This window comes from Micromonospora parva, from assembly GCF_000718515.1.
GTDB classification, from domain to species: Bacteria; Actinomycetota; Actinomycetes; order Mycobacteriales; family Micromonosporaceae; genus Micromonospora; species Micromonospora parva.
Genome location: NZ_JNZS01000010.1, coordinates 278,781 through 303,682, shown reverse-complemented (window position 1 = coordinate 303,682; position 24,902 = coordinate 278,781). Strand labels below are relative to the sequence as shown.

General features: G+C 71.2%; 28 protein-coding genes. 9 read left to right on the top strand and 19 right to left on the bottom strand.

The features are described 5' to 3' along the window. Positions 1-92 precede the first annotated feature (92 nt). From tatC to IF22_RS0116555, 5 genes are all read right to left on the bottom strand, one after another. A complete protein-coding gene (tatC, locus tag IF22_RS0116575) occupies positions 93-1,043 on the bottom strand; it encodes a twin-arginine translocase subunit TatC (RefSeq protein ID WP_030332936.1) in 951 nt (316 codons plus the stop codon). A gap of 18 nt (positions 1,044-1,061) precedes the next feature. Then, positions 1,062-1,376: a Sec-independent protein translocase subunit TatA gene (gene tatA, locus IF22_RS0116570; protein WP_030332935.1), complete on the bottom strand. Its 315-nt coding sequence runs from the start codon at positions 1,374-1,376 to the stop codon at positions 1,062-1,064. 159 nt (positions 1,377-1,535) lie between these two features. Then, positions 1,536-1,781, bottom strand: coding sequence for a hypothetical protein (locus tag IF22_RS0116565; RefSeq protein WP_030332934.1), 246 nt, complete (start codon positions 1,779-1,781; stop codon positions 1,536-1,538). Between the two features lie 10 nt (positions 1,782-1,791). Then, positions 1,792-2,847, bottom strand: a complete 1,056-nt coding sequence (locus IF22_RS0116560; RefSeq protein WP_036411583.1) for a helix-turn-helix transcriptional regulator — start codon at positions 2,845-2,847, stop codon at positions 1,792-1,794. Next, positions 2,844-3,842: a helix-turn-helix transcriptional regulator gene (locus IF22_RS0116555; protein WP_030332932.1), complete on the bottom strand. Its 999-nt coding sequence runs from the start codon at positions 3,840-3,842 to the stop codon at positions 2,844-2,846. Before IF22_RS0116555 ends, IF22_RS0116560 begins: the two co-directional genes overlap by 4 nt. A gap of 117 nt (positions 3,843-3,959) precedes the next feature. Between IF22_RS0116555 and IF22_RS0116550 the strand changes: the two genes are divergently transcribed. Continuing rightward, positions 3,960-4,964, top strand: coding sequence for a cation diffusion facilitator family transporter (locus tag IF22_RS0116550; protein ID WP_030332931.1), 1,005 nt, complete (start codon positions 3,960-3,962; stop codon positions 4,962-4,964). 49 nt (positions 4,965-5,013) lie between these two features. Continuing rightward, positions 5,014-6,099: a DUF3866 family protein gene (locus tag IF22_RS0116545; protein WP_030332929.1), complete on the top strand. Its 1,086-nt coding sequence runs from the start codon at positions 5,014-5,016 to the stop codon at positions 6,097-6,099. Between the two features lie 123 nt (positions 6,100-6,222). On the opposite strand, the gene IF22_RS0116540 is transcribed toward IF22_RS0116545, so the two are convergent. The 4 genes from IF22_RS0116540 to rfbA all read right to left on the bottom strand — a co-directional run bounded on the left by IF22_RS0116540 (position 6,223) and on the right by rfbA (position 9,443). After that, entirely contained in the window at positions 6,223-6,426 is a 204-nt protein-coding gene (locus tag IF22_RS0116540) for a hypothetical protein (protein ID WP_030332927.1), read from the bottom strand. A gap of 79 nt (positions 6,427-6,505) precedes the next feature. Then, complete coding sequence (gene pafA / locus IF22_RS0116535) at positions 6,506-7,864, bottom strand: Pup--protein ligase (protein WP_030332925.1); 1,359 nt, start codon at positions 7,862-7,864, stop codon at positions 6,506-6,508. Positions 7,865-7,932: 68 nt separating this feature from the next. Then, entirely contained in the window at positions 7,933-8,556 is a 624-nt protein-coding gene (gene rfbC, locus IF22_RS0116530; RefSeq protein WP_030332924.1) for a dTDP-4-dehydrorhamnose 3,5-epimerase, read from the bottom strand. Continuing rightward, positions 8,553-9,443, bottom strand: coding sequence for a glucose-1-phosphate thymidylyltransferase RfbA (rfbA, locus tag IF22_RS0116525; protein ID WP_030332922.1), 891 nt, complete (start codon positions 9,441-9,443; stop codon positions 8,553-8,555). The genes rfbC and rfbA overlap by 4 nt, the downstream gene beginning before the upstream one ends. Positions 9,444-9,528: 85 nt before the next feature. Between rfbA and rfbB the strand changes: the two genes are divergently transcribed. The 6 genes from rfbB to IF22_RS0116495 are packed head-to-tail and all read left to right on the top strand — an operon-like array spanning position 9,529 to position 14,811. After that, complete coding sequence (gene rfbB / locus IF22_RS0116520) at positions 9,529-10,530, top strand: dTDP-glucose 4,6-dehydratase (RefSeq protein WP_030332920.1); 1,002 nt, start codon at positions 9,529-9,531, stop codon at positions 10,528-10,530. Further along, on the top strand, positions 10,527-11,414 hold the full coding sequence (gene rfbD / locus IF22_RS0116515) for a dTDP-4-dehydrorhamnose reductase (protein WP_030332918.1): 888 nt from the start codon (positions 10,527-10,529) through the stop codon (positions 11,412-11,414). Before rfbB ends, rfbD begins: the two co-directional genes overlap by 4 nt. Beyond that, complete coding sequence (locus IF22_RS0116510; RefSeq protein ID WP_030332916.1) at positions 11,411-11,782, top strand: DUF2304 domain-containing protein; 372 nt, start codon at positions 11,411-11,413, stop codon at positions 11,780-11,782. Before rfbD ends, IF22_RS0116510 begins: the two co-directional genes overlap by 4 nt. Further along, positions 11,775-12,476: a glycosyltransferase family 2 protein gene (locus IF22_RS0116505; RefSeq protein ID WP_030332914.1), complete on the top strand. Its 702-nt coding sequence runs from the start codon at positions 11,775-11,777 to the stop codon at positions 12,474-12,476. Before IF22_RS0116510 ends, IF22_RS0116505 begins: the two co-directional genes overlap by 8 nt. Then, on the top strand, positions 12,473-13,786 hold the full coding sequence (locus IF22_RS0116500; RefSeq protein ID WP_030332912.1) for a polysaccharide biosynthesis protein: 1,314 nt from the start codon (positions 12,473-12,475) through the stop codon (positions 13,784-13,786). Before IF22_RS0116505 ends, IF22_RS0116500 begins: the two co-directional genes overlap by 4 nt. Further along, on the top strand, positions 13,783-14,811 hold the full coding sequence (locus tag IF22_RS0116495) for a glycosyltransferase family 2 protein (RefSeq protein ID WP_030332910.1): 1,029 nt from the start codon (positions 13,783-13,785) through the stop codon (positions 14,809-14,811). The genes IF22_RS0116500 and IF22_RS0116495 overlap by 4 nt, the downstream gene beginning before the upstream one ends. A 61-nt stretch (positions 14,812-14,872) precedes the next feature. Here the strand turns inward: IF22_RS0116495 and prcA are convergent, their stop codons facing one another. From prcA to IF22_RS0116445, 10 genes are all read right to left on the bottom strand, one after another. Continuing rightward, complete coding sequence (gene prcA / locus IF22_RS0116490; RefSeq protein WP_030332908.1) at positions 14,873-15,694, bottom strand: proteasome subunit alpha; 822 nt, start codon at positions 15,692-15,694, stop codon at positions 14,873-14,875. 64 nt (positions 15,695-15,758) lie between these two features. Beyond that, complete coding sequence (prcB, locus tag IF22_RS0116485; protein ID WP_030332906.1) at positions 15,759-16,598, bottom strand: proteasome subunit beta; 840 nt, start codon at positions 16,596-16,598, stop codon at positions 15,759-15,761. Beyond that, positions 16,517-17,188, bottom strand: a complete 672-nt coding sequence (locus IF22_RS0116480) for an endonuclease VII domain-containing protein (RefSeq protein WP_030332904.1) — start codon at positions 17,186-17,188, stop codon at positions 16,517-16,519. Before IF22_RS0116480 ends, prcB begins: the two co-directional genes overlap by 82 nt. A gap of 6 nt (positions 17,189-17,194) precedes the next feature. Then, positions 17,195-17,410, bottom strand: coding sequence for a ubiquitin-like protein Pup (locus IF22_RS0116475; protein ID WP_030332902.1), 216 nt, complete (start codon positions 17,408-17,410; stop codon positions 17,195-17,197). Positions 17,411-17,514: 104 nt separating this feature from the next. Further along, a complete protein-coding gene (gene dop / locus IF22_RS0116470; protein WP_036411579.1) occupies positions 17,515-19,032 on the bottom strand; it encodes a depupylase/deamidase Dop in 1,518 nt (505 codons plus the stop codon). Positions 19,033-19,173: 141 nt separating this feature from the next. Next, positions 19,174-20,721 (bottom strand): DUF2142 domain-containing protein, encoded by a 1,548-nt coding sequence (locus IF22_RS0116465; RefSeq protein ID WP_030332898.1) that lies wholly within the window; start codon positions 20,719-20,721, stop codon positions 19,174-19,176. Positions 20,722-20,778: 57 nt separating this feature from the next. Beyond that, the gene (locus IF22_RS0116460; RefSeq protein ID WP_030332896.1) at positions 20,779-21,711 is read right to left on the bottom strand and encodes a glycosyltransferase family 2 protein; all 933 of its coding nucleotides are present in this window, start codon (positions 21,709-21,711) and stop codon (positions 20,779-20,781) included. A 2-nt stretch (positions 21,712-21,713) separates the two neighbouring features. Further along, positions 21,714-22,661, bottom strand: coding sequence for a Gfo/Idh/MocA family protein (locus tag IF22_RS0116455; RefSeq protein ID WP_081883858.1), 948 nt, complete (start codon positions 22,659-22,661; stop codon positions 21,714-21,716). Beyond that, positions 22,654-23,754, bottom strand: a complete 1,101-nt coding sequence (locus IF22_RS0116450) for a DegT/DnrJ/EryC1/StrS family aminotransferase (RefSeq protein WP_030332892.1) — start codon at positions 23,752-23,754, stop codon at positions 22,654-22,656. The genes IF22_RS0116455 and IF22_RS0116450 overlap by 8 nt, the downstream gene beginning before the upstream one ends. Before the next feature lie 18 nt (positions 23,755-23,772). Continuing rightward, positions 23,773-24,306 (bottom strand): acyltransferase, encoded by a 534-nt coding sequence (locus IF22_RS0116445; protein ID WP_030332890.1) that lies wholly within the window; start codon positions 24,304-24,306, stop codon positions 23,773-23,775. A 159-nt stretch (positions 24,307-24,465) separates the two neighbouring features. On the opposite strand from IF22_RS0116445, the gene IF22_RS35420 reads away from it, so the two are divergent. Then, positions 24,466-24,828 carry a GtrA family protein gene (locus tag IF22_RS35420; RefSeq protein ID WP_167337305.1) on the top strand — a complete coding sequence of 121 codons (363 nt, stop codon included), beginning with the start codon at positions 24,466-24,468 and terminating at the stop codon, positions 24,826-24,828. Positions 24,829-24,902: the final 74 nt, after the last annotated feature.

Below are 24,902 nucleotides of genomic sequence, written 5' to 3'. Positions count from 1 at the left end.
CTTCAGTCCCGCCGCCGACGCGGGAGGTGACGCGACGACGCCGCCCCCGGGAACCCGGGGACGGCGTCGGTGGACCGGTCGGCGCGGGGCCGTCAGGTCATGTCGTCGTAGCGGCGCTCGATCGGCGCGGGAGGGGCGACCGGTTCGGGTACGCCGATCGGCGCGGTCGAGTCGACCCGCTGCCCGGCCACGACCGGGTCCGCGTCGAACTCCAACGGCGACACCTCGTCGTCGTCGATGCCGGCGTAGATCTCCTTGCCCCGCCCACGCCGCTTGTCGTTGAGGAACGCGACGCCGACGGCGCCGAAGTAGAGCGCGGAGAGGCAGAGCGCCAACGCGGTCATCCCGAACGGGTCCGGGGTGGGGGTGACCACGGCGGAGAACGCGAAGAACACGAAGATCGCCACCCGCCACCAGCTGAGCAGCCGCTTCGCGCTGGCGATGCCCACGAAGTTGAGCATCAGCACGATCAACGGGAACTCGAACGCCACCCCGAACAACAGGATCAGGTTGGTGACGAAGGAGATGTACTTGGTGATCTCCAGGGTGGTGCTGATCTCGCTGTCGGAGATGCTGAGCAGGAACTCCAGGCCCTTGGCCGTGACGAAGTACGCCAGCACCGCACCGGCCGCGAACAGCGGCGCGGCGAGGGCGGTGAAGAAGTACGCGTAGCGTCGCTCGTGCCGGTGCAGGCCGGGCGCGATGAACGCCCAGAGCTGGTAGAGCCAGACCGGTGCGGCCACGATCAACCCGACCCAGAGCGCGACCTTCAGGTTGAGCAGGAACAGGTCGGCGGGGCCGAGCTGCACGAACTCGCACTTGCCGTCGACGAATCTGGCCTGCGGGAGGTCACAGTAGGGCTGCTGGAGCAGGTGCAGCACCGGCTTGGCCAACCACACACCGAGACCGAACCCGATGAGGATCGCCACGGACGCGCGGAAGAGACGGTTACGCAGCTCGCGGACGTGCTCGATGAGCGTCATCGAGCCGTCGGCGGCCCGCTCGAAGCTGCTCGGGCCGCGCTTACGCAGGGCGAAGGCCACGGGAGTGGGGCCCTTCGGTCAGTTGTCGCGGACGCGGTGCACCGGGTCGACGACCGGCTGCTGCGGCGGGGCCTGCTGGTACGGGGCCTGCTGCGGCTGACCGGTGTACGGCGCCTGCTGCCCGGTGTGCGGCGGCAGCGGCTGGTAGGCGGCCTGCGCGTCGGCCTTCTCGGCGAGGTCGCGGTCGTCGTCCTGCAGGCTCTTCGTCTCGGCCTTGATGATCCGCAGCGACCGACCCAGCGACCGGGCCGCGTCAGGGAGCCGCTTCGCACCGAAGAGCAGGATCAGCACAACCACGAGAACAGCGATGTGCCACGGCTTGAGGGCACCCATGAGAAGCTCCAGTCGCTCTGTGTCCGAGGGGTGGTACGCAGCCCATCGTACGTGCGGATCGGCTGCCCGCCACCCGTTGGGTAGTGGTGGTTTGGCCGGGAGGGTGAAGTCTTGACCAACCCACGATGATCCGTCAACCACCACCAGGTGCGGGCCCGATCAGCCGCGCTTGGCCTTGATCACCGCGAGCCGTCGGGAGGTGGTGTCGAGCCGACGTTGGACGTCCTCGGCGCGTTGTTGCAACGCCTCGGCGGTGTCCCGCAGCGCCTCGGCCTCGGCGGCACGCCGCTGCAACGCCACGGCCGCGCGGCGCAGCTGGGGCAACCGGGCCAGCACCGGGCGCACGGCCAGCGCGAGCACCACGAGGGGCAGCAGCACCACCGCGAGGACGATCCAGATCAGCACGGCGGTCAGCCTACTGGGTGCGGCCGGCCACCGCCGGGTCGCCCGCCGGCGCGCGCTCCGCGTCGACCTCGGACGGTCGGGGCACCGCCGGGGGCGCGGGCACGGCGTACGCGTCCAACGCGGCGGCGGCCGTCGCCCGCACCTGCTCGGCCAACTCGACCGGGGCGACCACCGTCACCTCCGGGCCGAGACCCAGCACGAACCGGCGGGCCCAGCCCAGGTCGGTGACCCGCAGGGAGACGAGCCACTGGTCGCCGTCGCCGGCCTCGACCCGCTCGCACGGGTAGTACTCGGTGATCCACCGCTCGCCCCGGCCGATCCGCAGGGTGATCAGCGGCAGGTCGGCCGTCGGGCGGAACACGCCCTCGGTGAGGTCGTGCGGCACGGCCTGCGGCGGCACCATGGCCGGCTCGTCCAACTCGGTGGTCGCGTCGATCCGGTCGGCGCGGAACAGCCGGACGGCCTCCGCACGCCGGCACCACGCCTCCACGTACGCCCGGCCGCCGACCATGAGCATCCGCAGCGGGTCGATGACGCGCTCGGTGGTCTCGTCCCGGGCGGCCGTGTAGTAGGTGATCCGCAGGGCCTTCCCGCCCTCGACGGCGGCGCGCAGCGCCTCGACCCGCGGGGTGTCTCCGGGCAACCGGACCGCCACCGGGGCGCCCACCAGGTCGCCCGCGGCCTCGATCTTGGCCAGAGCCCGTTCGACGGCCTCCCGGTTGGCCACCCCGGGCGTCTCGGCCAGCATCCGCAGCGCCACCACCAGAGCGAGGGCCTCGTCGGGCGTCAGCCGCAACGGCCGGTCGATGCCGGCGTCGTAGGTGATGGTCACCCGGTCACCGTCGAACGCCATGTCGATGAGGTCACCGGGGCCGTACCCGGGCAGCCCGCACACCCAGAGCAGCTCCAGGTCCTCCCGGAGCTGGCGCTCGGTGACGCCCAGGTCACCGGCCGCCTCGGCGATCTCGATGCCGGGCCGGGCCAGCAGGTAGGGCACCAGGTTGAGCAGTCGGGCCAGCCGGTCGGCGGACGCGCGGGAACCGGTGCGGGCGGCCGGGCGGGTCACCGGGCACCTCCGCCCACGGCCAGCTCGTCGTGGCGCACGGCGATCTCCTTGAGTCGTTGGATGACCGCCTCGCGGACCTCCGGTGGGTCCAGCACCCGCACGTCCGGGCCGTAGCCGACGAGATGACCGGCCAACCCGTCCGGCTCCGCGTACGGCAGGACCAGCCGGTCGCCGTCCGGACCGGCGGTCACCTCCAGCGCCCAGCGGCGCAGCCCGGCGGCCCGTCCCGGCGCGGCCAGCACCGTGGCCCGGCCGGTGCGCTCCACCGGACCCGACCAGCGGGCCACGTGGCTGATCAGGTCGACGTTGGCGGGAGGCTCGTACGCGCCGGGGGCGCCGGTCACCCGGACCGCGCCGACGACCCGGGACAGCCGGAAGCAGCGGGTCGCCTCCCGGTCCTGGTCGTGGCCGACCACATACCACCGGCCGCGCCAGCAGACGACGCCCCAGGGTTGCAGCCGCCGCCGACTGGGCGCGTCGCGGTCGGGCACCCGGTAGTCGAACCCCACCTCGCGGCGGTCCCGCGCGGCGGCGGTCAGCGGCGCGAACGCCGGGTCGACGGTGACCATCGGCTCCAGGCCGAGGGTCGCCTGCGGGTCCACGTCCACCCCGGCGGCGCGCAGCTTGGCCAGCCCGGACGACGCGGCGGCGGCCAGCCCGGCGTGCTGCCACAGCCGTGCGGCGATGCCGACCGCGGCGGCCTCGTCCGGTTCGAGGAGGATGTCGGGCAGCGCGTACTCGCGGTGGGCGATCCGGTAGCCGGGCTCGGCGTCGAAGGCGCTCGCCGTGCCGGTCTCCAGTGGGACACCCAACTCGCGCAGCTCGGCCTTGTCCCGTTCGAACTTGCGCTGGAACGCCTCGTGGTCGCGCGCGTCGTCAGGATCGTGCTCGTAACCGGGCACGGTCGCGGCGATCTGCGCGGCGGTCAGGAACCGTCGCGTGGACAGCAGGCAGATCACCAGGTTGACCAGGCGTTCGGTGCGGGTCCGCGACACGCGGTAGACGCTAGCAGCCGACGCGCCCACACCGTGCACCCACGCGGGCGTGCCGCACACATGTTCGGATCGGGTCTCCCCCGGCGCGTCGCCGTCCGCGGTCATAGGGTGATCCTCATGTCGGCACCGGAGGCCAGGCCCGCGAGCGAGAGCGTCGGCACCGTCGTCGTCGCCGGCGCCGCCAACCTCGCCATCGCGGTGGCCAAACTGATCGCCGGGGTGATCTCCGGATCCGCCGCGATGCTCTCCGAGGCGGCGCACTCGGTGGCCGACACCACCACCGAGGTGCTGCTCTTCCAGGCGCTGCGCCGCGGCGCCCGCCCGGCCGACCAGCGACACCCCTTCGGGTACGGCAAGGAGAGCTACGTCTGGGCGTTCTTCGCGGCGATGTTCACGTTCGTCGCGGGCGCCGGTTTCGCCGTCACCCACGGCGTCACCACGATCCTGGTGCACAAGCACAGCGGCGACTACCTGATCTCGTACATCGTGCTCGGGGTGTCGTTCGTCATCGAGTCGATCTCCCTGGCCCGCGCGGTGCGCCAGGTCCGCCGCGAGTCGCGACGCTGGCGGACCACGCCTCGGCGGTTTCTGCGGCTGACCGCCGACACCACCGTCAAGGCGGTCTTCCTGGAGGACAGCGCGGCCCTGATCGGTCTGGTGCTGGCCGGGCTCGGCGTCGGTCTGTCGCACGCCACCGGCGACGAGGTGTGGGACGGCGTGGCGTCGATCCTGATCGGCCTGCTGCTGCTGACCGTCGCCGGGATACTCGCCAGCAACAACCTGTCGCTGCTGGTCGGCCGGGCCGTGCCGGAACGGCTGCGCCGCGAGATCGAGCAGGAGCTGGCCGGGCTGCCCGAGGTGGAGCGCATCGACACCCTGTTGACCATGCAGCTCGGCCCGGACGACATCCTGGTCGCCGCGAAGGTCGACTTCCGCGACGAGGCCACCGGCGCGCAGATCGAGACCGCCGCCGACGAGGCCGAACGACGGCTCACCGGCCGCTACCCGGAGATCCGGTTCGTCTTCCTCGACCCCACCCGCTCGCTGCCCGGGGCCACCGGCACCGCCCGGCACACCCAGGCCCGACCGAGCCCGGACGCCGGCGGCGCCGAGTCCACCTGAACCGCACCCGGGCGCGGGCCGCCGGGCCCGCGCGGCTAGCGTGCCCGTCATGGTGCGATGGCGTACGGGGACGGTGGCGACGCTGCGACGGCAGTGGACCGGGGCGGTGGAGCTGGACGTCGACCTGCCCGACGGCACACGGATGCGCGCGCTGGCCTACCCGGAGCTGGTCGGCACGCCCGAGCCGGGCGACCGGGTGCTGCTCAACGCCGGCGCGCTGCTGATGGGGTTGGGCACCGGCGGGTACGCCCTGGTGGTCGCCCTGCCGGACCGGCTGCCCCCGGACCCGCCGGAGGTCGCCGACACCCGCGACGCCGGGCACCTGGTGAAGGCCCGCTACACCCCGTTGCAGCCGATCCTGCTCGGTGTCGACGAGGAGGCGTCCCCGCACCGCGACGTGCTGGCCGACGCGGACGACCTGGGCGGCCTGCCGGTGGTCACCGCCGATCTGCACTCGGCGCTGCCGGCGATCCTGGCCGGCATCCGGGCCGACGCCCCGCGGGCGCGGGTGGCGTACCTGCTCACCGACGGTGGCGCGCTGCCCGCCTGGTTCTCCCGCACCCTCGCCGGGCTGCGGTCCGAGCTGGTCGGCACGATCACGGTCGGGCAGGCGTTCGGCGGCGACCTGGAGGCCACCACAGTGCACGGCGGTCTGCTCGCCGCCCGGCACGTGCTCCACGCGGACCTGGCGATCGTGGCTCAGGGGCCCGGCAACCTGGGCACCGGCACCCGCTGGGGTTTCTCCGGCGTCGCGGTCGGCGAGGCGGTCAACGCGGTCGCCACGCTGGGCGGGCGGCCGGTCGGGTCGTTGCGCATCTCCGACGCCGACCCCCGTCCCCGGCACCGGGGCGTGTCACACCACAGCCTCACCGCGTACGGCCGGGTGGCGCTCGCCCCGGCGGAGCTGGTGGTGCCCGAGGACCTGGCCCCGTCGCTCGCGGCCGAGGTGCACGCGGCGCTGGCGCCCCTGGCGGCCCGGCACAAGATCGTGCGGGTAGGCACCGACGGTCTCGACGCCGCGCTGCGGGCCAGCGTCGTGCCGCTGTCCACCATGGGCCGTGGCCTCGACGCCGACCACGCCTACTTCCTGTCCGCAGCCGCCGCCGGCCGCCACGCCACAACCCTCCTCCCCTGACCGGCCCGGCCCGGCCCGGCCCGGCCCGGCCCTGGTGATCATGAAGTGCCCGCCGCCTCGGCGTGTCGGGGCAACAACTTCATGATCAACGCGGGCGACGGCGCGGGGCCGGAGCGCTGGGGGTTAGGCGAGGAAGATCAGGGCCAGCCAGCCGCCCACGATGAGGGCCAGGGCCAGGGCCAGCACCCAGGTCGGCACCGTGTAGTCACCGCGCCGGTTACGGTCGATCTCGGCGCGGATCTTCTCCCGCCGGCGTTCGACCCAGTTCTGCCGCTCGGTGCCGCGCTCGGGGCGCTCGGAACGGTCGGACGGTCCAGAAGTCGTCATGGCGCGCTCAGCTTAACCGCTCGGCGCGCCGGGTCGACCGGCCCCGTCGGCGCAGCGCACCGCCGGGGCCGGTAACCCGTCACATGCTGGCGATCAGTCGCTCCACCCGCTCGTCGTACGCCCGGAACGGGTCCTTGCACAACACGGTGCGCTGCGCCTGGTCGTTGAGCTTCAGGTGCACCCAGTCGACGGTGAAGTCGCGGCGCTTCTCCTGGGCGTGCCGGATGAACTCGCCCCGCAGCCGGGCCCGGGTGGTCTGCGGCGGGGTCTCCTTGGCCTCGAAGATCTCCGGGTCGGTGGCCACCCGGTCGACGTCACCGCGGCGCTCCAGCAGCCCGTAGAGGCCCCGGCCGCGACGCACGTCGTGATAGGCCAGGTCCATCTGCGCCACCCGGGGGTGCGACAACGGCAGATCGTGCTTGCGCTGGTAGCGCTCGATCAACCGCAGCTTGCTGACCCAGTCGATCTCCCGGGAGACCGGTTCCAGGTCACCGGTCTCCACCGCGTTGAGCACCCGCCCCCACAGCTCGACGACCCGCTTGGCGGCCTGGTCGCCGCCGCGCCGCTCGACGAACTCGGTGGCCTTGGCGAGGTATTCCTGCTGGATGTCCAGGGCGCTGACCTCCTTGCCGTTGGCCAGCCGCACCTTGCGCCGCCCGGTGATGTCGTGCGACACCTCCCGGATGGCCCGGATCGGGTTCTCCAGGGACAGGTCGCGCATCACCACCCCGGCCTCGATCATCCGCAGCACGATGTCGGCGGTGCCGACCTTGAGCAGCGTGGTGACCTCGTTCATGTTGGAGTCACCGACGATCACGTGCAGCCGCCGGTAGCGCTCGGCGTCGGCGTGCGGCTCGTCGCGGGTGTTGATGATCGGGCGGCTGCGGGTGGTCGCCGAGGAGACGCCCTCCCAGATGTGCTCGGCCCGCTGCGAGAGGCAGTAGACCGCGCCGCGTGGGGTCTGCAGGACCTTGCCGGCGCCGCAGATCAACTGCCGGGTCACCAGGAACGGGATGAGCACGTCGGCGAGCCGGCCGAACTCGCCGTGCCGGGAGACCAGGTAGTTCTCGTGGCACCCGTACGAGTTGCCGGCCGAGTCGGTGTTGTTCTTGAACAGGTAGATCTCACCCGCGATGCCCTCGTCGTGCAGCCGCTTCTCCGCGTCGACGAGCAGGCCCTCCAGGATCCGCTCGCCGGCCCGGTCGTGGGCGACCAGATCGGTCACCGAGTCGCACTCCGGTGTCGCGTACTCCGGATGCGACCCGACGTCCAGGTAGAGCCGGGCCCCATTGCGCAGGAAGACGTTGCTCGACCGACCCCAGGACACCACGCGCCGGAACAGATACCGCGCGACCTCGTCCGGGGACAGCCGCCGCTGCCCGCGATAGGTGCAGGTGACGCCGTACTCGGTCTCGAGGCCGAAGATTCGCCGCTCCATGGTGTGACATTAGCCGCCTGGGGGCCCGGTTCGTCACTGTCAGACCACAGGTCGTGCCCCGAGCGCTGTCACATACCGGTTGAGTGCGACATTCCGTCCGGGCCGAGGCTCGCCACGAACCGCCGGCAGCTGTCGTACTCCGGGAGCAGACCCCGCTCGCGCGCCTGGGCGAGGGTCGGCGCCGCGTCGTCACGCGCGGACAGCAACGGAACCTCCGCCGGCCACTCGATGCCCAGCTCCTCGTCCAGCGGGTGCACCGCGTGCTCGCCGGTCGGGTTGTAGGTGGCCGAGCAGAGATAGCTCAACGTCGCGTCGTCGGTCAACGCGCAGAACCCGTGCCCCAGCCCCTCGCTGAGGTAGACCGCCCGACGGTCGGTGTCGTCCAGCCGGACGCCCTCCCACCGGCCGAAGGTCGGCGAACCCACCCTCAGGTCCACGATCACGTCGAGGACCGCGCCCCGCACACAGGTCACGTACTTGGCCTGCCCGGGCGGGACATCGGCGAAGTGCACGCCGCGCACCACGCCACGCGCGGACACCGACAGGTTGGCCTGGGCCAGTCGCAGCGGATGCCCCACCGCCTCGGCGAGCTTGTCGAAGCGGTACCACTCCATGAACATGCCACGCGGGTCACCGTGCTGCTGGGGGGTGATCTCCCAGGCGCCCTCGATGCCCAACTCCCGGATCTTCACCAGGAACCCCCGTCGCGCTCGGCCTGCTCACTGAGCAGCCGGAGCAGGTAGTCGCCGTAGCCGCTCTTGGTCAGCGGCTCGGCCAGCGCGCGCAGCTGCGCGTCGTCGATCAGGCCGGCCCGCCAGGCGACCTCCTCGACACAACCGATCTTGAGGCCCTGCCGTTCCTCGACCACCCGGACGAACTCGGCGGCCTGCATCATCGAGGTGAACGTGCCGGTGTCCAGCCAGGCGGTGCCCCGATCCAGCACCGTCACCGAAAGCTCGCCCCACTCCCGGTACGCCTCGTTGACCGCCGTGATCTCCAGCTCGCCGCGCGCGCTCGGGGTGAGCTTGCGCGCGATGTCGACCACCCGGTTGTCGTAGAAGTACAGGCCGGGCACCGCGAACCGGGACTTCGGCCGGGCCGGCTTCTCCTCGATCGAGAGCACCCGGCCATCGGCGTCGAAGTCGACCACGCCGTACTCCTGCGGGTTGGCCACCTGATAGGCGAAGACCCGACCGCCGACCAGATCACCGTGGTCGGCGAGCTGCCGCCCCAGGCCCACACCGTGGAAGATGTTGTCGCCGAGGACCAGCGCCACCGGCGCGTCGCCGATGAAGTCCGCGCCGAGGATGAACGCCTGCGCGATGCCCTCCGGGCGTTCCTGGCTGGCGTACTCCAGCCGCAGCCCGAACTGGCTGCCGTCGCCGAGCAGGCGACGGAACTGGTCCTGGTCGTCCGGAGTCGTGATCACCAGGATCTCCCGGACCCCGGCCATCACCAGGGTGGAGAGCGGGTAGTAGATCATCGGCTTGTCGAAGACCGGCATCAGCTGCTTCGAGACCGCCCGGGTGATCGGCCAGAGCCGGGACCCGGTGCCGCCGGCAAGTAGGATTCCGCGCACCGGGGAAGCCTAGCCGCACCCGGACAGGTTGTGCGGGGGTCGCATACCGGGCTTAGCGCCACCCGTCGCGTATACTTCCGGACCCGTGAGGATCCTCGTCACCGGCGGAGCCGGATTCATCGGGTCGGAGTACGTCCGCCTGCTGCTGGGCAAGCCCCTCGGCGGCGCCGACGGCGTGCCGCCGCTCGAGCCGGCCGCCGTGACCGTCCTGGACAAGCTGACCTACTCGGGCAACCTCGCCAACCTCGCGCCCGTCCGCGACGACCCGCGACTGCGGTTCGTGCAGGGCGACATCTGCGACCCGGTCGTGGTCGACGAGGTCGTCGCCGGGCACGACGTGATCGTGCACTTCGCCGCCGAGTCACACGTCGACCGCTCGATCGCCGGCGCCGCGCCGTTCGTCACCACCAACGTGCTGGGCACCCAGACGCTGCTCGACGCGGCGCTGCGCCACGGCACCGGACGATTCGTGCACGTCTCCACCGACGAGGTCTACGGCTCGATCGACGAGGGCTCCTGGACCGAGACCTGGCCCCTGGCCCCCAACTCGCCGTACTCGGCGTCCAAGGCCGGCTCCGACCTGCTGGCGCTGTCGTACCACCGCACCCACGGCATGGACGTGGTCGTCACCCGCTGCTCCAACAACTACGGCCCGTACCAGTTCCCCGAGAAGGTCATCCCGCTGTTCGTCACCAACCTCCTCGACGGCGGCACCGTCCCCCTCTACGGCGACGGTGGCAACATCCGCGACTGGCTGCACGTGCACGACCACTGCCGCGGCATCGCCCTCGTGCAGCAGAAGGGCCGCGCCGGCGAGGTCTACAACATCGGCGGCGGCACCGAACTGACCAACAAGGAACTCACCGGTCTGCTCCTGGACGCCTGCGACGCCGGATGGGACCGGGTCGTCCCGGTCACCGACCGCAAGGGCCACGACCGCCGGTACTCGCTCGACATCACCAAGATCAGCGAAGAGCTCGGTTACCACCCCAGCATCACCCTGGACCAGGGCCTCGCTGACACCGTCCGCTGGTATCAGGACAACCGCACGTGGTGGGAACCCCTCAAGTCCGCCCCGGCCGCATGACCCGAATCCTCGTCACCGGCGCGGGCGGAATGCTCGGCCGGGACCTGGTCACCGTGCTGGGAGCACGACCCGACCTCAAGGTGACCGCCGCCACCCGCGCCGACCTGAACGTCACCGACCGCGCGGCGGTGGACGCCGCCGTCGCCGGGCACGACCTGGTGATCAACGCGGCGGCCTGGACCAACGTCGACGCCGCCGAAGCCGACGAGGCCGCGGCGACCGCCGTCAACGGAGGCGCCGTGACCAACCTGGCCGCGGCCTGCGCCGCCGACGGAACCCGACTGATCCAGGTCTCCACCGACTACGTCCTCGCCGGCAACGCGGACACCCCCTACCCGGAGGACGCGCCCACCGCGCCGGTCAACGCGTACGGCCGCAGCAAACTCGTCGGCGAACAGGCCGTCGCGCGCCTCCTGCCCGACACCGGGTACGTGGTACGCACCGCCTGGCTGTACGGCGCCCACGGCCCGAACTTCGTGGCCACCATGCTCCAACTCGCCGCCCACCGCGACCACCTCGACGTGGTCGACGACCAACACGGCCAACCCACCTGGTCCTACGCGCTCGCCCAACGACTCGTCGCGCTCGCCGACGCGGCAGTGGCCGGCAACGCGCCGCCCGGCGTCTACCACGGCACCTGCACCGGGCAGACAACCTGGTACGGGTTGGCCCGCGCCACATTCACGCTGGCCGGGCTGGACCCGGACCGCATTCGACCCACCACCAGCGACCGGTATCCGCGTCCCGCCCCCCGGCCTGCGTACAGTGTGCTAGGGCACAGCCGCTGGGCAGCCGTGGGTCTGCCCCCGCTTCCGGACTGGCACAGCGCCCTGGTTGACGCGTTCCACTCCCCCGCTCCACCCGCCCCGTGGAAGGTCGCATGAAGCTCACCCTCGTCACCGGCCTGACCGGCCTGCTGCTCCTCGGCACCATCGTCGAGCTGCTGCGCCGCCGTCAGCTGCGCGAGAAGTACGGCATGCTCTGGCTCGCCGTACTGGTCGTCGTGATCCCGCTGTCCCTGTTCCCCCGGCTGCTCGACAACGTCGCCGAACTCCTCGGCGTCGCCTCCGGCGTCAGCCTGGTGCTCTTCCTCGGCATCGTCTTCCTGCTGCTCGTGTGCGTGCACCTGAGCTGGGAGGTCAGCGCACTCGAAGAAGAGACCCGCACCCTGGCCGAGGACTTCGCCCTGCTGCGCGCAGAGATCGACGCGGACCGGGCGGCCCGTGACGAACTGGTGTCGACCGATGGTTAACGGCAAACGCACACTGATCATCATCCCGGCGCTCAACGAGTCCGGTTCGATCGCCGACGTCGTCGGCGAGGTCCGCGGCGAACTGCCCGGCGTCGACGTGCTCGTCGTCGACGACGGCTCCACCGACCGCACCGCCGCCGTCGCCACCGCCGCCGGCGCCACAGTCGCGAAACTGCCGTACAACCTCGGCGTCGGCGGGGCCATGCGCCTGGGCTACCGCTACGCCCGCGACCACAACTACGACGTCGCCATCCAGATCGACGCCGACGGCCAGCACGACCCCCGGTACGTGCCGAAGCTCGTCGACCTGCTCGACGACAACGACCTCGTCATCGGCGCCCGCTTCGCCGGCGAGGGCGACTACACCGTCCGCGGCCCCCGCCGCTGGGCGATGGTGATGCTCTCCGCCGTGCTGTCCCGGGTCGCCCACACCAAGCTCACCGACACCACGTCCGGCTTCCGCGCCGCCAACCGGCGGGTCATCGACATGTTCGCCACCTGGTACCCGGCCGAATACCTCGGCGACACCGTGGAGACCCTGGTCCACACCGCCCGCCGCGGATACCGCATCCGGCAGGTGCCCGTCGCCATGCGCAAACGGATGGCCGGCACACCCAGCCACTCCCCCGCCCGGGCGATGATCTACCTCGGCCGCGCGTTCGCCGTCCTCACGCTGGCCCTCATTCGCCGGTGATCCGTCGCCTGCTGCGCCTGATCCCGCCCGGCACCATCGCTGTTGGTGCCGGGCTGGGCCTTCTCGGCCTCGCCTCCTACGTGCACCTCGCGGTCGCCGGCCACAGCCTCAGCACCGCCGACTACTCCGCCCTGTCGGTGCTCTGGTCGATCGTGTTCACCCTCGGCATCGGCGTGTTCATGCCGATCGAACAGGAAGTCGCCCGGATCGTCGCCGCCCGGCACAGCCAGGGGCTGCCCCCGGGACCGGTGCTGGCCCGCGGCGTCACCGTCGCCGCCGTGCTGCTCGCCGTGCTGGTGTCCGCCGTCACCATCGGCCGCCAGCCGCTCGCCGACAAGCTCTTCGCCGGCGACGGCAACCTGGTCACCGTGCTCATCGGCGCACTCGCCGCGATGGCCGTCGCCTACGCCACCCGCGGCGTCCTCTCCGGCCTGCAACTGTTCCCCTGGTACGGCACCCAACTCGGGATCGACGGCGGCCTGCGCATCATCATGGTCGCCCTGCTCGGGCTGGCCGGGGTCACCTCCCCCGTCTGGTACGGGCTCGTACTCGTCGCCGCCCCGCTGGTCAGCGTCCTGGTCACCCTGCCACCGGTGCTGCGCGCCATCGGCGCCGGCCCGCCGGTCGCCTGGGCCACCCTGCTGCGCGGCCTCGGCCTGCTCACCGCCTCCAGCCTGCTCTCCCAGGTCGTGGTGAACATCGGCGTGATCAACGTGCAACTACTCGCGCCCTCCGACGCGGCAGCCGCCGGCGCGCTCCTGAGCGCCCTCGTGCTGGTCCGCATCCCCCTGTTCGTCTTCGGCTCGCTCCAGGCGTCACTACTGCCCGGCCTGGCCACCACCGCCACCACCGGCGACCAGGCCGGCTTCCACAACCTGCTGCGCCGGGCACTCGGCATCGTCACCGCCCTCGGCCTCGCCGGCGCCCTCGGCGCCGTGCTGCTCGGCCCGTGGCTGGTCGGCGCCCTCTTCGACGCACCCGGCGTTCTCGGCCACGCCGACTTCGCCTGGTTGGCCGCCGCCACCCTCGCCTACCTGTGGGCGATGGTCCTCGGCCAGGCCCTGCTCGCCCTCGACCGGCACCGCGCCCAGGCCCTCGCCTGGACCGCCGGCGTCGCCGCCCTGATCGCCGTCACGCTGATCCCCGCCCCGGTCACCCTGCGAGTCGAGTTGGCGTACACCATCGGGTCCGTCATCGTGGCCGCCACCATGGCGACACTGCTGCTGCGCGGCGGCGCCCACCGACCCACCACCCCCACCCGGCCGCTCGCCGAGGCCGCCGCCCCTGCCGCATCCGGAGGCATCCGATGACCCGCCCACAGGTGACCGCGGTCATGCTCGCCTACGGCGCCGAGCCGTACCTGGTCGACGCCGCCCACGCCGTCCTCGCCAGCACCGACGTCGACATCGAACTGGTCGTCGTCGACAACGGTTGCACCGGCGACGGCATCGACATCGTCAAGGGCTTCCCCCAGGTGCGCGTCGTCCGCCCCGAGCAGAACACCGGCTACTCCGGCGGCTGCCGGATCGGCGCCGCCGAGGCCACCGGAGACTGGCTCGCCTTCGTCAACTCCGACGCCATCGTCGCCCCCGACGCCCTCGCCAAGACGGTGGCGGTCGCCGCCGAACCCGGCGTCGGCGCCGCGATGGCCTCCATCCGGCTCGCCGACACCCCCGAACTGATCAACACCGCCGGCAACCCGCTGCACTTCACCGGCCTGTCCTGGGCCGGCGGCAACGGCGAACCGGCCACCGCCCACGCCGTCCGCACCAGAGTCCCGTCACTCAGCGGCTGCTGCTTCGTGATCAGCCGGCAGCGCTGGCAGGAGCTCGACGGCTTCGCCGAAGAGTACTTCGCCTACCACGAGGACACCGAGCTGAGCCTGCGGCTCTGGCAACGCGGCCTGCGCCTGGAGTACGTCCCCGACGCCGTCGTCCGCCACCACTACGAGTTCTCCCGCAACGACCTGAAGCTCTACCTGGTCGAACGCAACCGGCTGGTCACCCTGCTCACCGCCTACCAGACCCGCACCCTGGTGCTGCTCGCCCCGATGCTGCTGCTCACCGAAGCCGCCATGCTCGCCGCCGCGCTCGCCGGTGGCTGGACCCGGCAGAAGACCCGCGGCTGGGGCTGGCTGTGGCGCAACAGATCCTGGGTGGGTGCCCGCCGCCGTCAACTCCAGGCCGAACGGACCGTACCCGACGGGGTGATCGCCGAGCTGATGACCGCCCGGGTCGCCCCCTCGAACGTCGACTCACCCCCCGGCATGGGCGTCTTCAACGCGGTCGCCGCCGGCTACTGGGCCCTCGCCCGGCCGCTGCTCCCCCGCCGCTGACCCACCACACGACAGCGCCGGGGCCCGCTCACGCGGACCCCGGCGCTTCCTGCTCACACGATCAACTGTCGGCCTGCCCCGGTCGATCCTCCAGGTCCGCGGAGCCCGCCGAACTGGTCGGCTTGCCCGCCTCCCCGGTCGGCACGCTCGGCGTCTCCGGCAGGTCACTCGCCGGCGGTGCCGCCTTCCCGTCCAGCAACGCGGTCAGCGCGGCCCCGGTGATCCGCCGGAACGTCCGGCCGACCCGCTGACGGTCCAGCACCGCCACCTCGAGCTGGTTCGCGGCGATCGTCCGAGCGGCGCCGCCCTCCCCACCGACGCTGCTGAGCGCCTGCACCGCGACCTTCACCGCCTCACCGAGCGACATGTCCGGCCGGTGGTTGGACTTCAGCACACCGGTGATGGCCTCAGCCTGACCACCCATCGCCATCCGCCCCGGCTCGTCATTGACCGAACCGTCGTAGGTGAGCCGGTACAACTCGTCATCGGCGGGGGTGGCCCCGACCTCCGCCACACAGATCTCCACCTCGAACGGCTTCGACTGCTCGGTGAAGATCGCGCCAAGGGTCTGCGCGAACGCGTTGGCCAGGGCCCGACCGGTGACGTCCCGGCGGTCGTAGCTGAGCCCGTTCAGGTCGGCCATCCGCACGCCGGCCCGCCGCAGGTTCTCGAACTCGTTGTACCGGCCGACCGCGGCGAAGCCGATCCGGTCGTAGATCTCACTGACCTTGTGCAGGGCGCTGGAGAGGTTCTCCGCGACGAAGAGCACCCCGCCGGAGTAGCTCAGGACCACGGCGCTGCGCCCGCGAGCGATGCCCTTACGGGCCAGCTCGGAGCGGTCACGCATGATCTGTTCGGGCGAGGCGTAGAACTGCATGGCCACGGCGGCGGTTCTCCTAACGGGGCTGTGCTGACGACTGCTGGCAGGTGGGGGTGGGCGGGCGGGCCTAGCCGCCCGGGTTTTCCATCCGGCCGGCGACCACGCCCTCGGCGATCGTCGCCGTCTCGGCGTCGGTGAGCCGGTAGGTGCCCTCGGCAGTCGCGGTCATCACCACGGGGTAGATCCGGCGGGTCAGGTCGGGCCCACCGGTCGCGGTGTCGTCATCGGCCGCGTCGTAGAGCGCCTCGACCGCCAGCCGCGTCGCGTCCTCGACGGACAACCCGGCCCGGAACCGCTTCTTCAACGCGGACTTGGCGAACAACGACCCGGACCCGATCGCGTCGTAGCCGGTCTCCTCGTACGGGCCACCGGTCACGTCGAAGCTGAAGATCCGACCGGCCCGCGCCGGGTCGGCGGCGGCCAGGTCGAACCCGGCGAAGAGCGGCACCACGGCCAGCCCCTGCATGGCCGCCCCCAGGTTGCCCCGGATCATCGAGGCCAACCGGTTGGCCTTACCGTCCAACGAGAGCATCGCGCCCTCGATCTTCTCGTAGTGCTCCAGCTCCACCTGGAACAGTCGCATCAGCTCGATGCCGATGCCGGCGGTGCCCGCGATGCCGACCAGCGAGTACGCGTCGGCCGGGTGCACCTTCTCGATGTCACGCTGGGCGATCAGGTTGCCCATGGTGGCCCGTCGGTCGCCCGCCATCACCACACCCTCGGCGGCCGCGATGGCGACGATGGTGGTCGCGTGCGGCGCCAGGTCGGCGGCCATGCCCGGCGGCAGCGGTCGCCGACCGGGCAGCATCTCGGGGGCCACCCGACTCAGAAACGTCGTGAAGGAGGACGTCCCCGCGTTGGTGAACACATCTGGTAGACGCCCGGATGGATCAAAGCCCGCTGCCACGTGGTTCCTCTCAGGTACGTGATCGCCCTGGCCAGCCTCATGGGACTGTCACGGAACTGGCCAAGACCACCGTTGCAGTTGAAGCAGAGTATCCCGCGCACCCATCCGGTGCGATGATCGTGGTCCAGATGTTGCGGGTCGGCGCCGCCACAGATCGCGCAGACCCCGCCCTGCTCGGCCAGGAGCTCCTGAAACTCCTTCTCCCCCACGCCGTACCTCCGCCGCAGGTGGTACTCGCGTGTCCCGCCGTAGAGCCGCTGCGCCGTCTCTTTGCCGCGGGCGTTGTGGCAGGGCTTGCAGTAGCTGTACCGGCCACTGGCCTTGGTCGTGGTGGTGGGGAACTCGTCGAGCGGCTTGATCTGCTCGCAGTCCGGACACCACTTGAGCCCCTCACCAACGGGCGTCGGCGACTTCTTCTGCGGCCCGACGCCCCGCTTGCGGCGGCTCGCCTCGGACCGAGCATTGGCGCACGCCTTGCAGTAGAAGGCCATGCCGTCCACCCGGCGCCGATCACGGTGGAACTCGCTGTAGGCCAGCACTCTCTTGCACTGCGGGCATGTCTTGCCCGGCGGCTCGGTCAAATCGGACATTTACCCCTATTGACCCCCTTTCTGTACATAACCCCTCACGAACTCTTCTGCATTTTCTTCCAGGACGGAGTCGATCTCGTCGAGGAGGTCGTCGACGTCCTCGGTGATCTCGGCGTGCCGCTCGGCCACCTCGGGGTTGGCCTCGGTGGTGACGTCCTCGATTTCCTCGCCCTGACGGGACTTGCCGGACTGCGACTGGCCGCCGCTGTCATGAGTGGCCACTGCTGCCTCCTCCACGATCGTCTGCGATGAACTTACCTCGCGCGGGCGACGAAAAGCCCGCCGCGCGCCGGCTTACGGCACACGACGGGCATCCGGGCGCGTCGTCAGCCCCCGGTCAACGTCTCCAGCAGGTCCTTGGCGCTGGCGCAGCGGTCGAACAGCGCACCGACGTGCGCGCGGGTGCCCCGCTCCGGCTCCATCATCGGCACCCGGACGAGCGACTCCCGGCCCACGTCGAAGATCACTGAGTCCCAGCTCGCGGCGACCACCTCGGAGGCGTACTGCGCGAGGCAGCGACCACGGAAGTAGGCCCGGGTGTCCTCCGGGGGCTCGGTCATCGCGGTACGGGTCTCGTCGTCGGTGAGCAGCGTCTTCATCGCCCCCCGGCTGACCAGGCGGTGGTAGAGGCCCTTCTCCGGCCGGACGTCGGAGTATTGCAGGTCGACGAGCTGGAGCTTGTGCGAGCCCCAACCGAGCTTCTCCCGCTCCCGGTAGCCCTCCAGCAGCCGCAGCTTGGCCACCCAGTCCAACTCGTCGGCGCAGAGCATCGGGTCCCGGCCCAGCCGGTCCAGGACGCTCTCCCAGCGGTCGAGCACGTCGACGGTCTGCTCGTCGGCGTCGGTGCCGTACCGGTCCTCGACAAAGGACCGGGCCCGCTCCAGGTAGGCCCACTGCAGGTCCAGCGCGGTGAGCCGACGGCCGTCGCGCAGCCGCATGCGGTGCGTCAGTGAGGGGTCGTGGCTGACGGCGCGCAGCTCGCTGACCGGGTCGGCGATGCCGAGGTCGGCGCCGAGCGCCTTCTCCTCGATCATGGTGAGGATCAGGGCGGTGGTGCCGACCTTGAGGTAGGTGGAGATTTCGGAGAGGTTGGCGTCGCCGATGATGACGTGCAGCCGGCGGTACTTGTCGGCGTCGGCGTGCGGCTCGTCGCGGGTGTTGATGATCGGCCGCTTGAGGGTGGTTTCCAGGCCCACCTCGACCTCGAAGAAGTCGGCGCGTTGGGAGATCTGGAAGCCGCTCTGGCCGCCGTCCTGGCCGATGCCGACGCGGCCGGCGCCGCAGACGATCTGGCGGGTGACGAAGAACGGCGTCAGGTACGCCACGATGTCGGCGAACGGCGTCTGCCGGCGCATCAGGTAGTTCTCGTGGGCACCGTAGCTGGCGCCCTTGTTGTCGGTGTTGTTCTTGTAGAGGTGGATCGGTTGGGTGCCCGGGATGGTGGCGGCCCGGCGGGACGCCTCGGCCATCACCCGCTCGCCGGCCTTGTCCCAGCGCACGATGTCGCGGGGGGTGGTGACCTCCGGGGTGGAGTATTCGGGGTGGGCGTGGTCCACGTAGAGCCGGGCGCCGTTGGTGAGTATCACGTTGGCCAGGCCGAGGTCTTCGTCGGCGAGAGCCTCGGCGGGGTCGTACGCGGCGCCGGAGTAGGTGAAGCCGCGGGCGTCGCGCAGCGGTGACTCTTCCTCGTAGTCCCACCGGGCCCGACCGCCCCGGTTGAGTTCCGGGCGGGCCCCGTAGGCGTTGACCACCTGCGACGAGGTGACCATCGGGTTGGCTCCGGCCTGTCCGGGCACGGAGATGCCGTACTCGACCTCGGTGCCCATGATTCGCCGTACGCTCATGCCGCGCCCCGCTTCAGCTCGCTGACGTACCGGTCCACGCCCCCGCCGGCCGGTGCGTTACCGCTCGATCGGCCTTGCGCTCCAGCCTAGTCCGAATCCGACAGCAACGCCCGCACCGGGCGTGGTCGGCCGGTCGGCCGGTCAGCGAGCATCCGGGGCTGGCTCGGAGATCGCTGACGCCGTCTCGTCGGCCTCGTCGAGGGGGCGCATCGAGACCCGCCAGGCGAGGACGCCGAGCAGTGTCAGCCCGAGCACGCTCGCCAGCAGGGGCGTGATCGAGCCGAGCGGGGGGTGCCAGTCGCCGGCGAAGGGGTTGAAGGTGCGGAAGGTCAGGTATTTGGGCAGCCCGTCCTGCCACCGCACCATCGTCAGGATGAGGACGAAGAGGTGGATCGGCAGGAGCAGGATGACGCTTATTCGGACCAGGGTCCGGCTGCGGGTGGCGTCGAGGCCGCGTTCCTCCCAGACGTACGCGGCGAAGAGCATCACCCCGGCGAGCATCGGCAGCATGTAGCGGCCCTGGGTGACGAACCCGGTCTGCTTGACCAGTGCCACCTGCATCACGGACGGCACCACGGTGCCGGCGACGATCAGGACGAGCAGCCGCCACCGGTCGACCAGCCGGCCGAAGACGAACGCGCCGATCAGTAGTGTCGCGGCGACGAACTGCCAGGTCAGGTAGATCGGCGCGGGCATTCGGGTGTCCAGCCACGAGGTCACGCCGACCATCTGGTCGAGGTAGCCGCGCCACCGGTCGGTTTCGGCGAGGGCGGCCTGGCCGTAGGTGTAGACGTGGCCGCCGTACTTGCCGAGGTCGGAGGTTTTCATCACGACGCCCCAGCCGACCGCGGTGACGGCTGCCACGGCGATGCCGCCGACCCACCACCAGACGGCCTTCTCGCGCACCAGCCGGCCGACGTTGCTCTGCCGCCAGGGGAAGGCGAAGGCGACGAACGCGGCGGCCAGCCAGAGGGGCCCGGTCTGCCGCAGCATGGCGAGCAGCAGTCCGCTGATACCGGCGAGGATGAGGAGCCCGTGGTGCGGTTTGGGTCGGCGGTCCAGGAACAGCGGGATGGTCGCGGCGAAGAACGCCACGCCGGCGGCGATCTCCACGCCGTTGGGGTTGACGGCGCTGGCCATCTGGGCGGCCATCGGGGTGACGGCGACCAGCAGCCCGGCGATCATCAGACGGCGGCGGGACCAGGTCACCGCCACGACGAACGCGCTGGCGAGCAGCGCCGCGGCGATGCCGGCGCTGATGAACCGGGCGAGCAGCACCCCGGACCAGCCCGGCCAGAGGTCGAGTGGCCAGCCGACCAGGGCGTAGTAGACGGGGTGGTAGCGACCGGCGCCGGTGCCGGCGCGTACGGGGGTGTCATCGCTGCCCGGTGGGACCGCGCAGGCGGCGGAGACGGCCGGCTTGAACTGCCAGCACTGTTCTCTGACCAGGCCGGCGGGGACGTCCTGGAAGGCCCCTGAGCCCTTCTTGGCGTCGGCCGGCGGCGGGGCGATCTCGCCCGCCGCCACTCCGGCGGCGCGGATCATGTGTTCCCGCTCGTCCGGTGTGCCGTCGTAGGGGGCGGCGACCGACCAGGCCCCGATGGTCAGCAGGAAGCCGACGAAGGCCAGGATCCAGACCCGGCGGGTGCCGGCGACGGCGCCGTCGCCGGCCGCAGGTTGTTCGGTCATCGCGGTTCTCTGCGCTGCCTTTCAGGGGGCGTGGGTCGGATCAGGGCCCGGTGCCGGTCAGTCCGGCGTCGACTGGATGTCGAGGGTGAGCGCGGAGATCAGCATGTGGATGCCGGTCAGCAGCGGCCCGACGCAGAGCAGGACGCTGCCGGTGGTGGCGACGGGTGGGCCGAGCGTCTCGGCCAGCACCCAGATCCCCCAGCCGGAGCCGAACAGGATGAGGAACAGGCCGGTGAAGAAGAGCAGCGCGACGGCGGAGAACGAGGCGAGGACGTGCTTGAGCAGCATCCGCCGCCAGAAGCCGCGGAACAGGAGGCTGGCGATGCGGGGGGCGACCTTGTGGATGCGCATCGTCGACACCTCCTCGCCGTAGCTGGCGGGGACCGGTACGTCCTTGGCTCGGGCGTTGGCGATGTTGAGCCAGATGAGGAGGTCGTTCTCGAATTCGTAGCCGCGGGCCACGGCGGCGACGTTGAGTCGCAGCAGGGCCGACCGGGAGACCGCGGTGTAGCCGTTCTGCGGGTCGAAGAGGTTCCAGTAGCCGCTGGCGACCTTGGTCGCGAACGACAGGGCGACGCTGCCCAGCATCCGTACGGCCGGCATGTCGGCGAACGACGTGCGGGAGAAGAAGCGGTTGGCCTTGGTGAACTCGTAGCCGTCGTCGCAGATCGGGTCGAGCAGCGCGGGCAGGTAGGCCGGGTCCATCTGGGCGTCACCGGCCATCACGACGTTGATGTCGGCGCCCAGGAGGAGGGCCCGCTCGTGGCCGTCCATGATCGAACCGCCGACGCCGGTGTTCTTCTCGTGGTCGATGACGACGACCCGTGGGTCGCCCACCGCGCGGGCGCGCGCGGAGGTGTCGTCGGTGGAGCAGTCGTTGATGACCACGATGAAGTCCACGAAGTCGGGCATCGTGGTGATCGTCTTGCCGATCAGCCGGCTCTCGTTGTACGCCGGGACGACGGCGGCGATCTTCTGACCCTTGTACATGCTCAGCCGACCAGCGCGGTGTCGCGGATCTGCAGGCACACCTCGAGGGCGGCCAGGCCGTCCTCGCCGCTGACCACCGGTCGGCGGCGGTTGACGACGCAGTCGGCGAAGTGCCGCAGCTCGTGCATCAGCGGTTCGCCGTGCTGGGACAGGAAGGGGATCTCGACGCGGCCGCTCTGCCGGTAGCGCACGCCACCCTCGGAGAGGTACTCGGAGTGTTCGATGCGGTGCACCTCGACCTGCTGGCGCAGCAGGTCGGCGATGACGCAGTCGTTGCGCTGGGTGAGGGTGACGCGGCGGATCTTGTTCTGGCTGACCCGGCTCGCGGTGATGTTGGCGATCATGCCGTTTTCGAACATGAGCAGGGCGAACGCCAGGTCCTGCTCGGCGGAGCGGACGATCCGGGTCGCCGCGCGGTGCGCGACGATCTCCGAGCCGGCCACCGTGCGGGCCAGGTCGACGTCGTGGATCATCAGGTCCAGCAGGACGTCGGCGAGGGCGCGGTTGGAGAACGGGCCGACCCGGGTGATCTCCAACGACAGTGGGTCGTCCACCAGTTGCAGGAGTTCTGTCACCGCCGGGTTGAAGCGCTCGACGTGGCCGACCATCAGCACGCGGTCGTGCTTCTCGGCGAGGTCGATGAGGCTCCGCGCGTCGGCGACGGACGTCGCGATCGGCTTCTCGACGAGCAGGTCCCGGCCGCTGCGCAGGATGCGTGCGCCCAACTCGCCGTGCGTCTCGCTCGGGGTCGCCAGGACGACGGCGTCCACGCCGGCCAGCGCCTCGTCGAGGTCGGTCGTGTACTGCGCGCCGATGGCCTTGGCCAGGGTGGCGGCCCGCTGGGGGTCGGGGTCGCAGACGGAGGTGACGGTGACGTCCGGCGTGGAGAGGGCCACCCGGCCGTGGTTCGCGCCCATGATGCCCGCGCCGATGATCGCCAAATTAGGCATTGAACGCACCTCGTACGGCCTCGATCACCTGGTCGACGTCGTCGTTGGCCAGGTGCTGGTGGACAGGAAGGGAGAGCGCCTCCTCGGCGGCGCGCAGGGCACGAGGGGTGTCGTCCGTGCCGATCTGCGGGTGACCCACGTAGCAGTCGTAGTGGTGCATGAGGCGGGGGTAGTACAGACCGTAGCCGATCTGCCGCTCGTCGAGCCGCTTGCCGAGGTCGTCGCGGCTCAGTGGCGCGTCGGCGCCGATCCGCACCGTGTACTGGTGCCAGACGTGGCTGCGTCCCGCCGGCACCGACGGGGTGGTCAGACCGGGCAGGTCGGCGAGGCCGGCGGTCAGCTTCGCGGCGTTCTCGGCCCGACGGGCGGTGGTCTCGGCGAGCCGGCCGACCTGCGGCACGGCGATGGCCGCCTGCAGGTCGGTCAGTCGCCAGTTGTGCCCCGGCGCCTCGTACTGGTACCGCACCCGCATGCCCTGGTTGCGCAGCAGCCGCAGCCGGTCGGCGATGGCGTCGTCGGAGGTGGTGATCAGGCCACCTTCGCCGCACTGCAGGTTCTTGGTGGCGTACATGGAGAAGCAGCCGACGCCGAACGAGCCGACCGCCCGGTCACCGACGCGGGCGCCGTGCGCCTGGGCGGCGTCCTCGACGATCGCGAGCCCGGCGGTGTCGGCGATCGCGGTGAGGGCCGTCATGTCGGCGGGCAGCCCGTAGAGGTGCACCGGCAGGATGGCCTTGGTCCGTTCGTTGACCAGCGCCTTGACCGATTCCGGGTCGATGGTGAAGTCGTCGCGGATGTCGGCGAAGCGGACCGTCGCGCCGGACTCGAGGATCGCGTTCAGGGTCGCCGCGAAGCTGAAGGGGGTGGTGATCACCTCGTCGCCGGGCTGCAGACCGAGCGCTTCGAGAGCGGCGACCAGGGCGACGGTGCCGTTGCTGACGGCCACGGCGTGCGGCACACCGCACAGCTCCGCGAAGGACCGCTCCAGCTCGGCGACCATCGGGCCCTGCGCCAGCCTGCCGGAGCGCAGAACCGACAGGACCGCGGCCTCTTCCTCGGGGCCGATGACCACCGACGTGATGGGAATAGACATGAGGGGTCTCCTGTGAGTTCAGCGCTCTTCGAGTACGCCGGCGGGCAGCTGCTCGTCGCCGCGGGCGACCACCTCGCCGTTGCGGTTGACCCAGCCGAGGTGCCGGGCCGGGTTGCCGGCCACGAGTTGGTGCGGCTGCACGTCCCGGGTGACGACGGCGCCCGCGGCCACCAGGGCGTACTCCCCGATCTCGGTGCCGCAGACGATCGTGGCGTTGGCGCCGATGGAGGCCCCCGTGCGGACCAGTGTCGGCGTGACCTTCCAGTCCGGGTTCTGCGCCCGCGGGTTGAGGTCGTTGGTGAAGACAGCGCTCGGGCCGACGAACACCTCGTCCTCGAGCGTGACACCGTGATAGACCGAGACGTTGTTCTGCACCTTGACGCGGTCACCGATGGTGACTCCCGCGTCGACGAACACGTTGCGTCCGATGGTGCAGCCGGCACCGATGCGAGCGGTCGACCGGACGTGCGTCAGATGCCAGATCCGAGTCCCGGCTCCGACCTCGGCCCCGGCCTCCACCTCGGCTGTCGGGTGGATGGAGACACTCGGCATGTCGGTCACTGCACACCTTCGGGGGGTCTCGGGGCGATCGCGGGACGGGGAGACGATAGCGTGCTCCACCGTGACGACACATGGCGGGTCCGCATCCGAGGGTCAGCGATGAGGGCGGCGGCCTCGGCGACGATCGCAGGCCTGACACGCCGCAGCGAGGTGCGTTTTCTGATCGTCGGCGGGCTCAGCGCGATCACCGACACCAGTGCGCTCTACCTGTTCCACGGGGTGCTGGGGGTGTGGCTTCCGTTCGCCACGGTGCTCGCCTTCGCCGTGGCGTTCGTGGTCAACTTCGGGCTGAACCGGGCCTGGTCGTTCGGCTCGACCGGCGACGTCGGCGGTCAGGCGTGGCGATACCTGCTGCTGGTGCTGGTCAATCTGGCCCTCACTGTCGCCCTCGTGCAGGGGCTGACCTGGGCCGGTCTGCCGTACCTGGTCGCGAAGGTGCTCACCACCGGCGGCCTGGCGGTGCTGAACCTCTTCGTCTCCCGCAGGTGGATCTTCACCGACGGTCAGCGCTGACGCGCCGGGCGGTCCGCCGCCGGGGTGCGCAACGGCAACCGGGGCGACGCGTTTCGACGCGTCGCCCCGGTTGA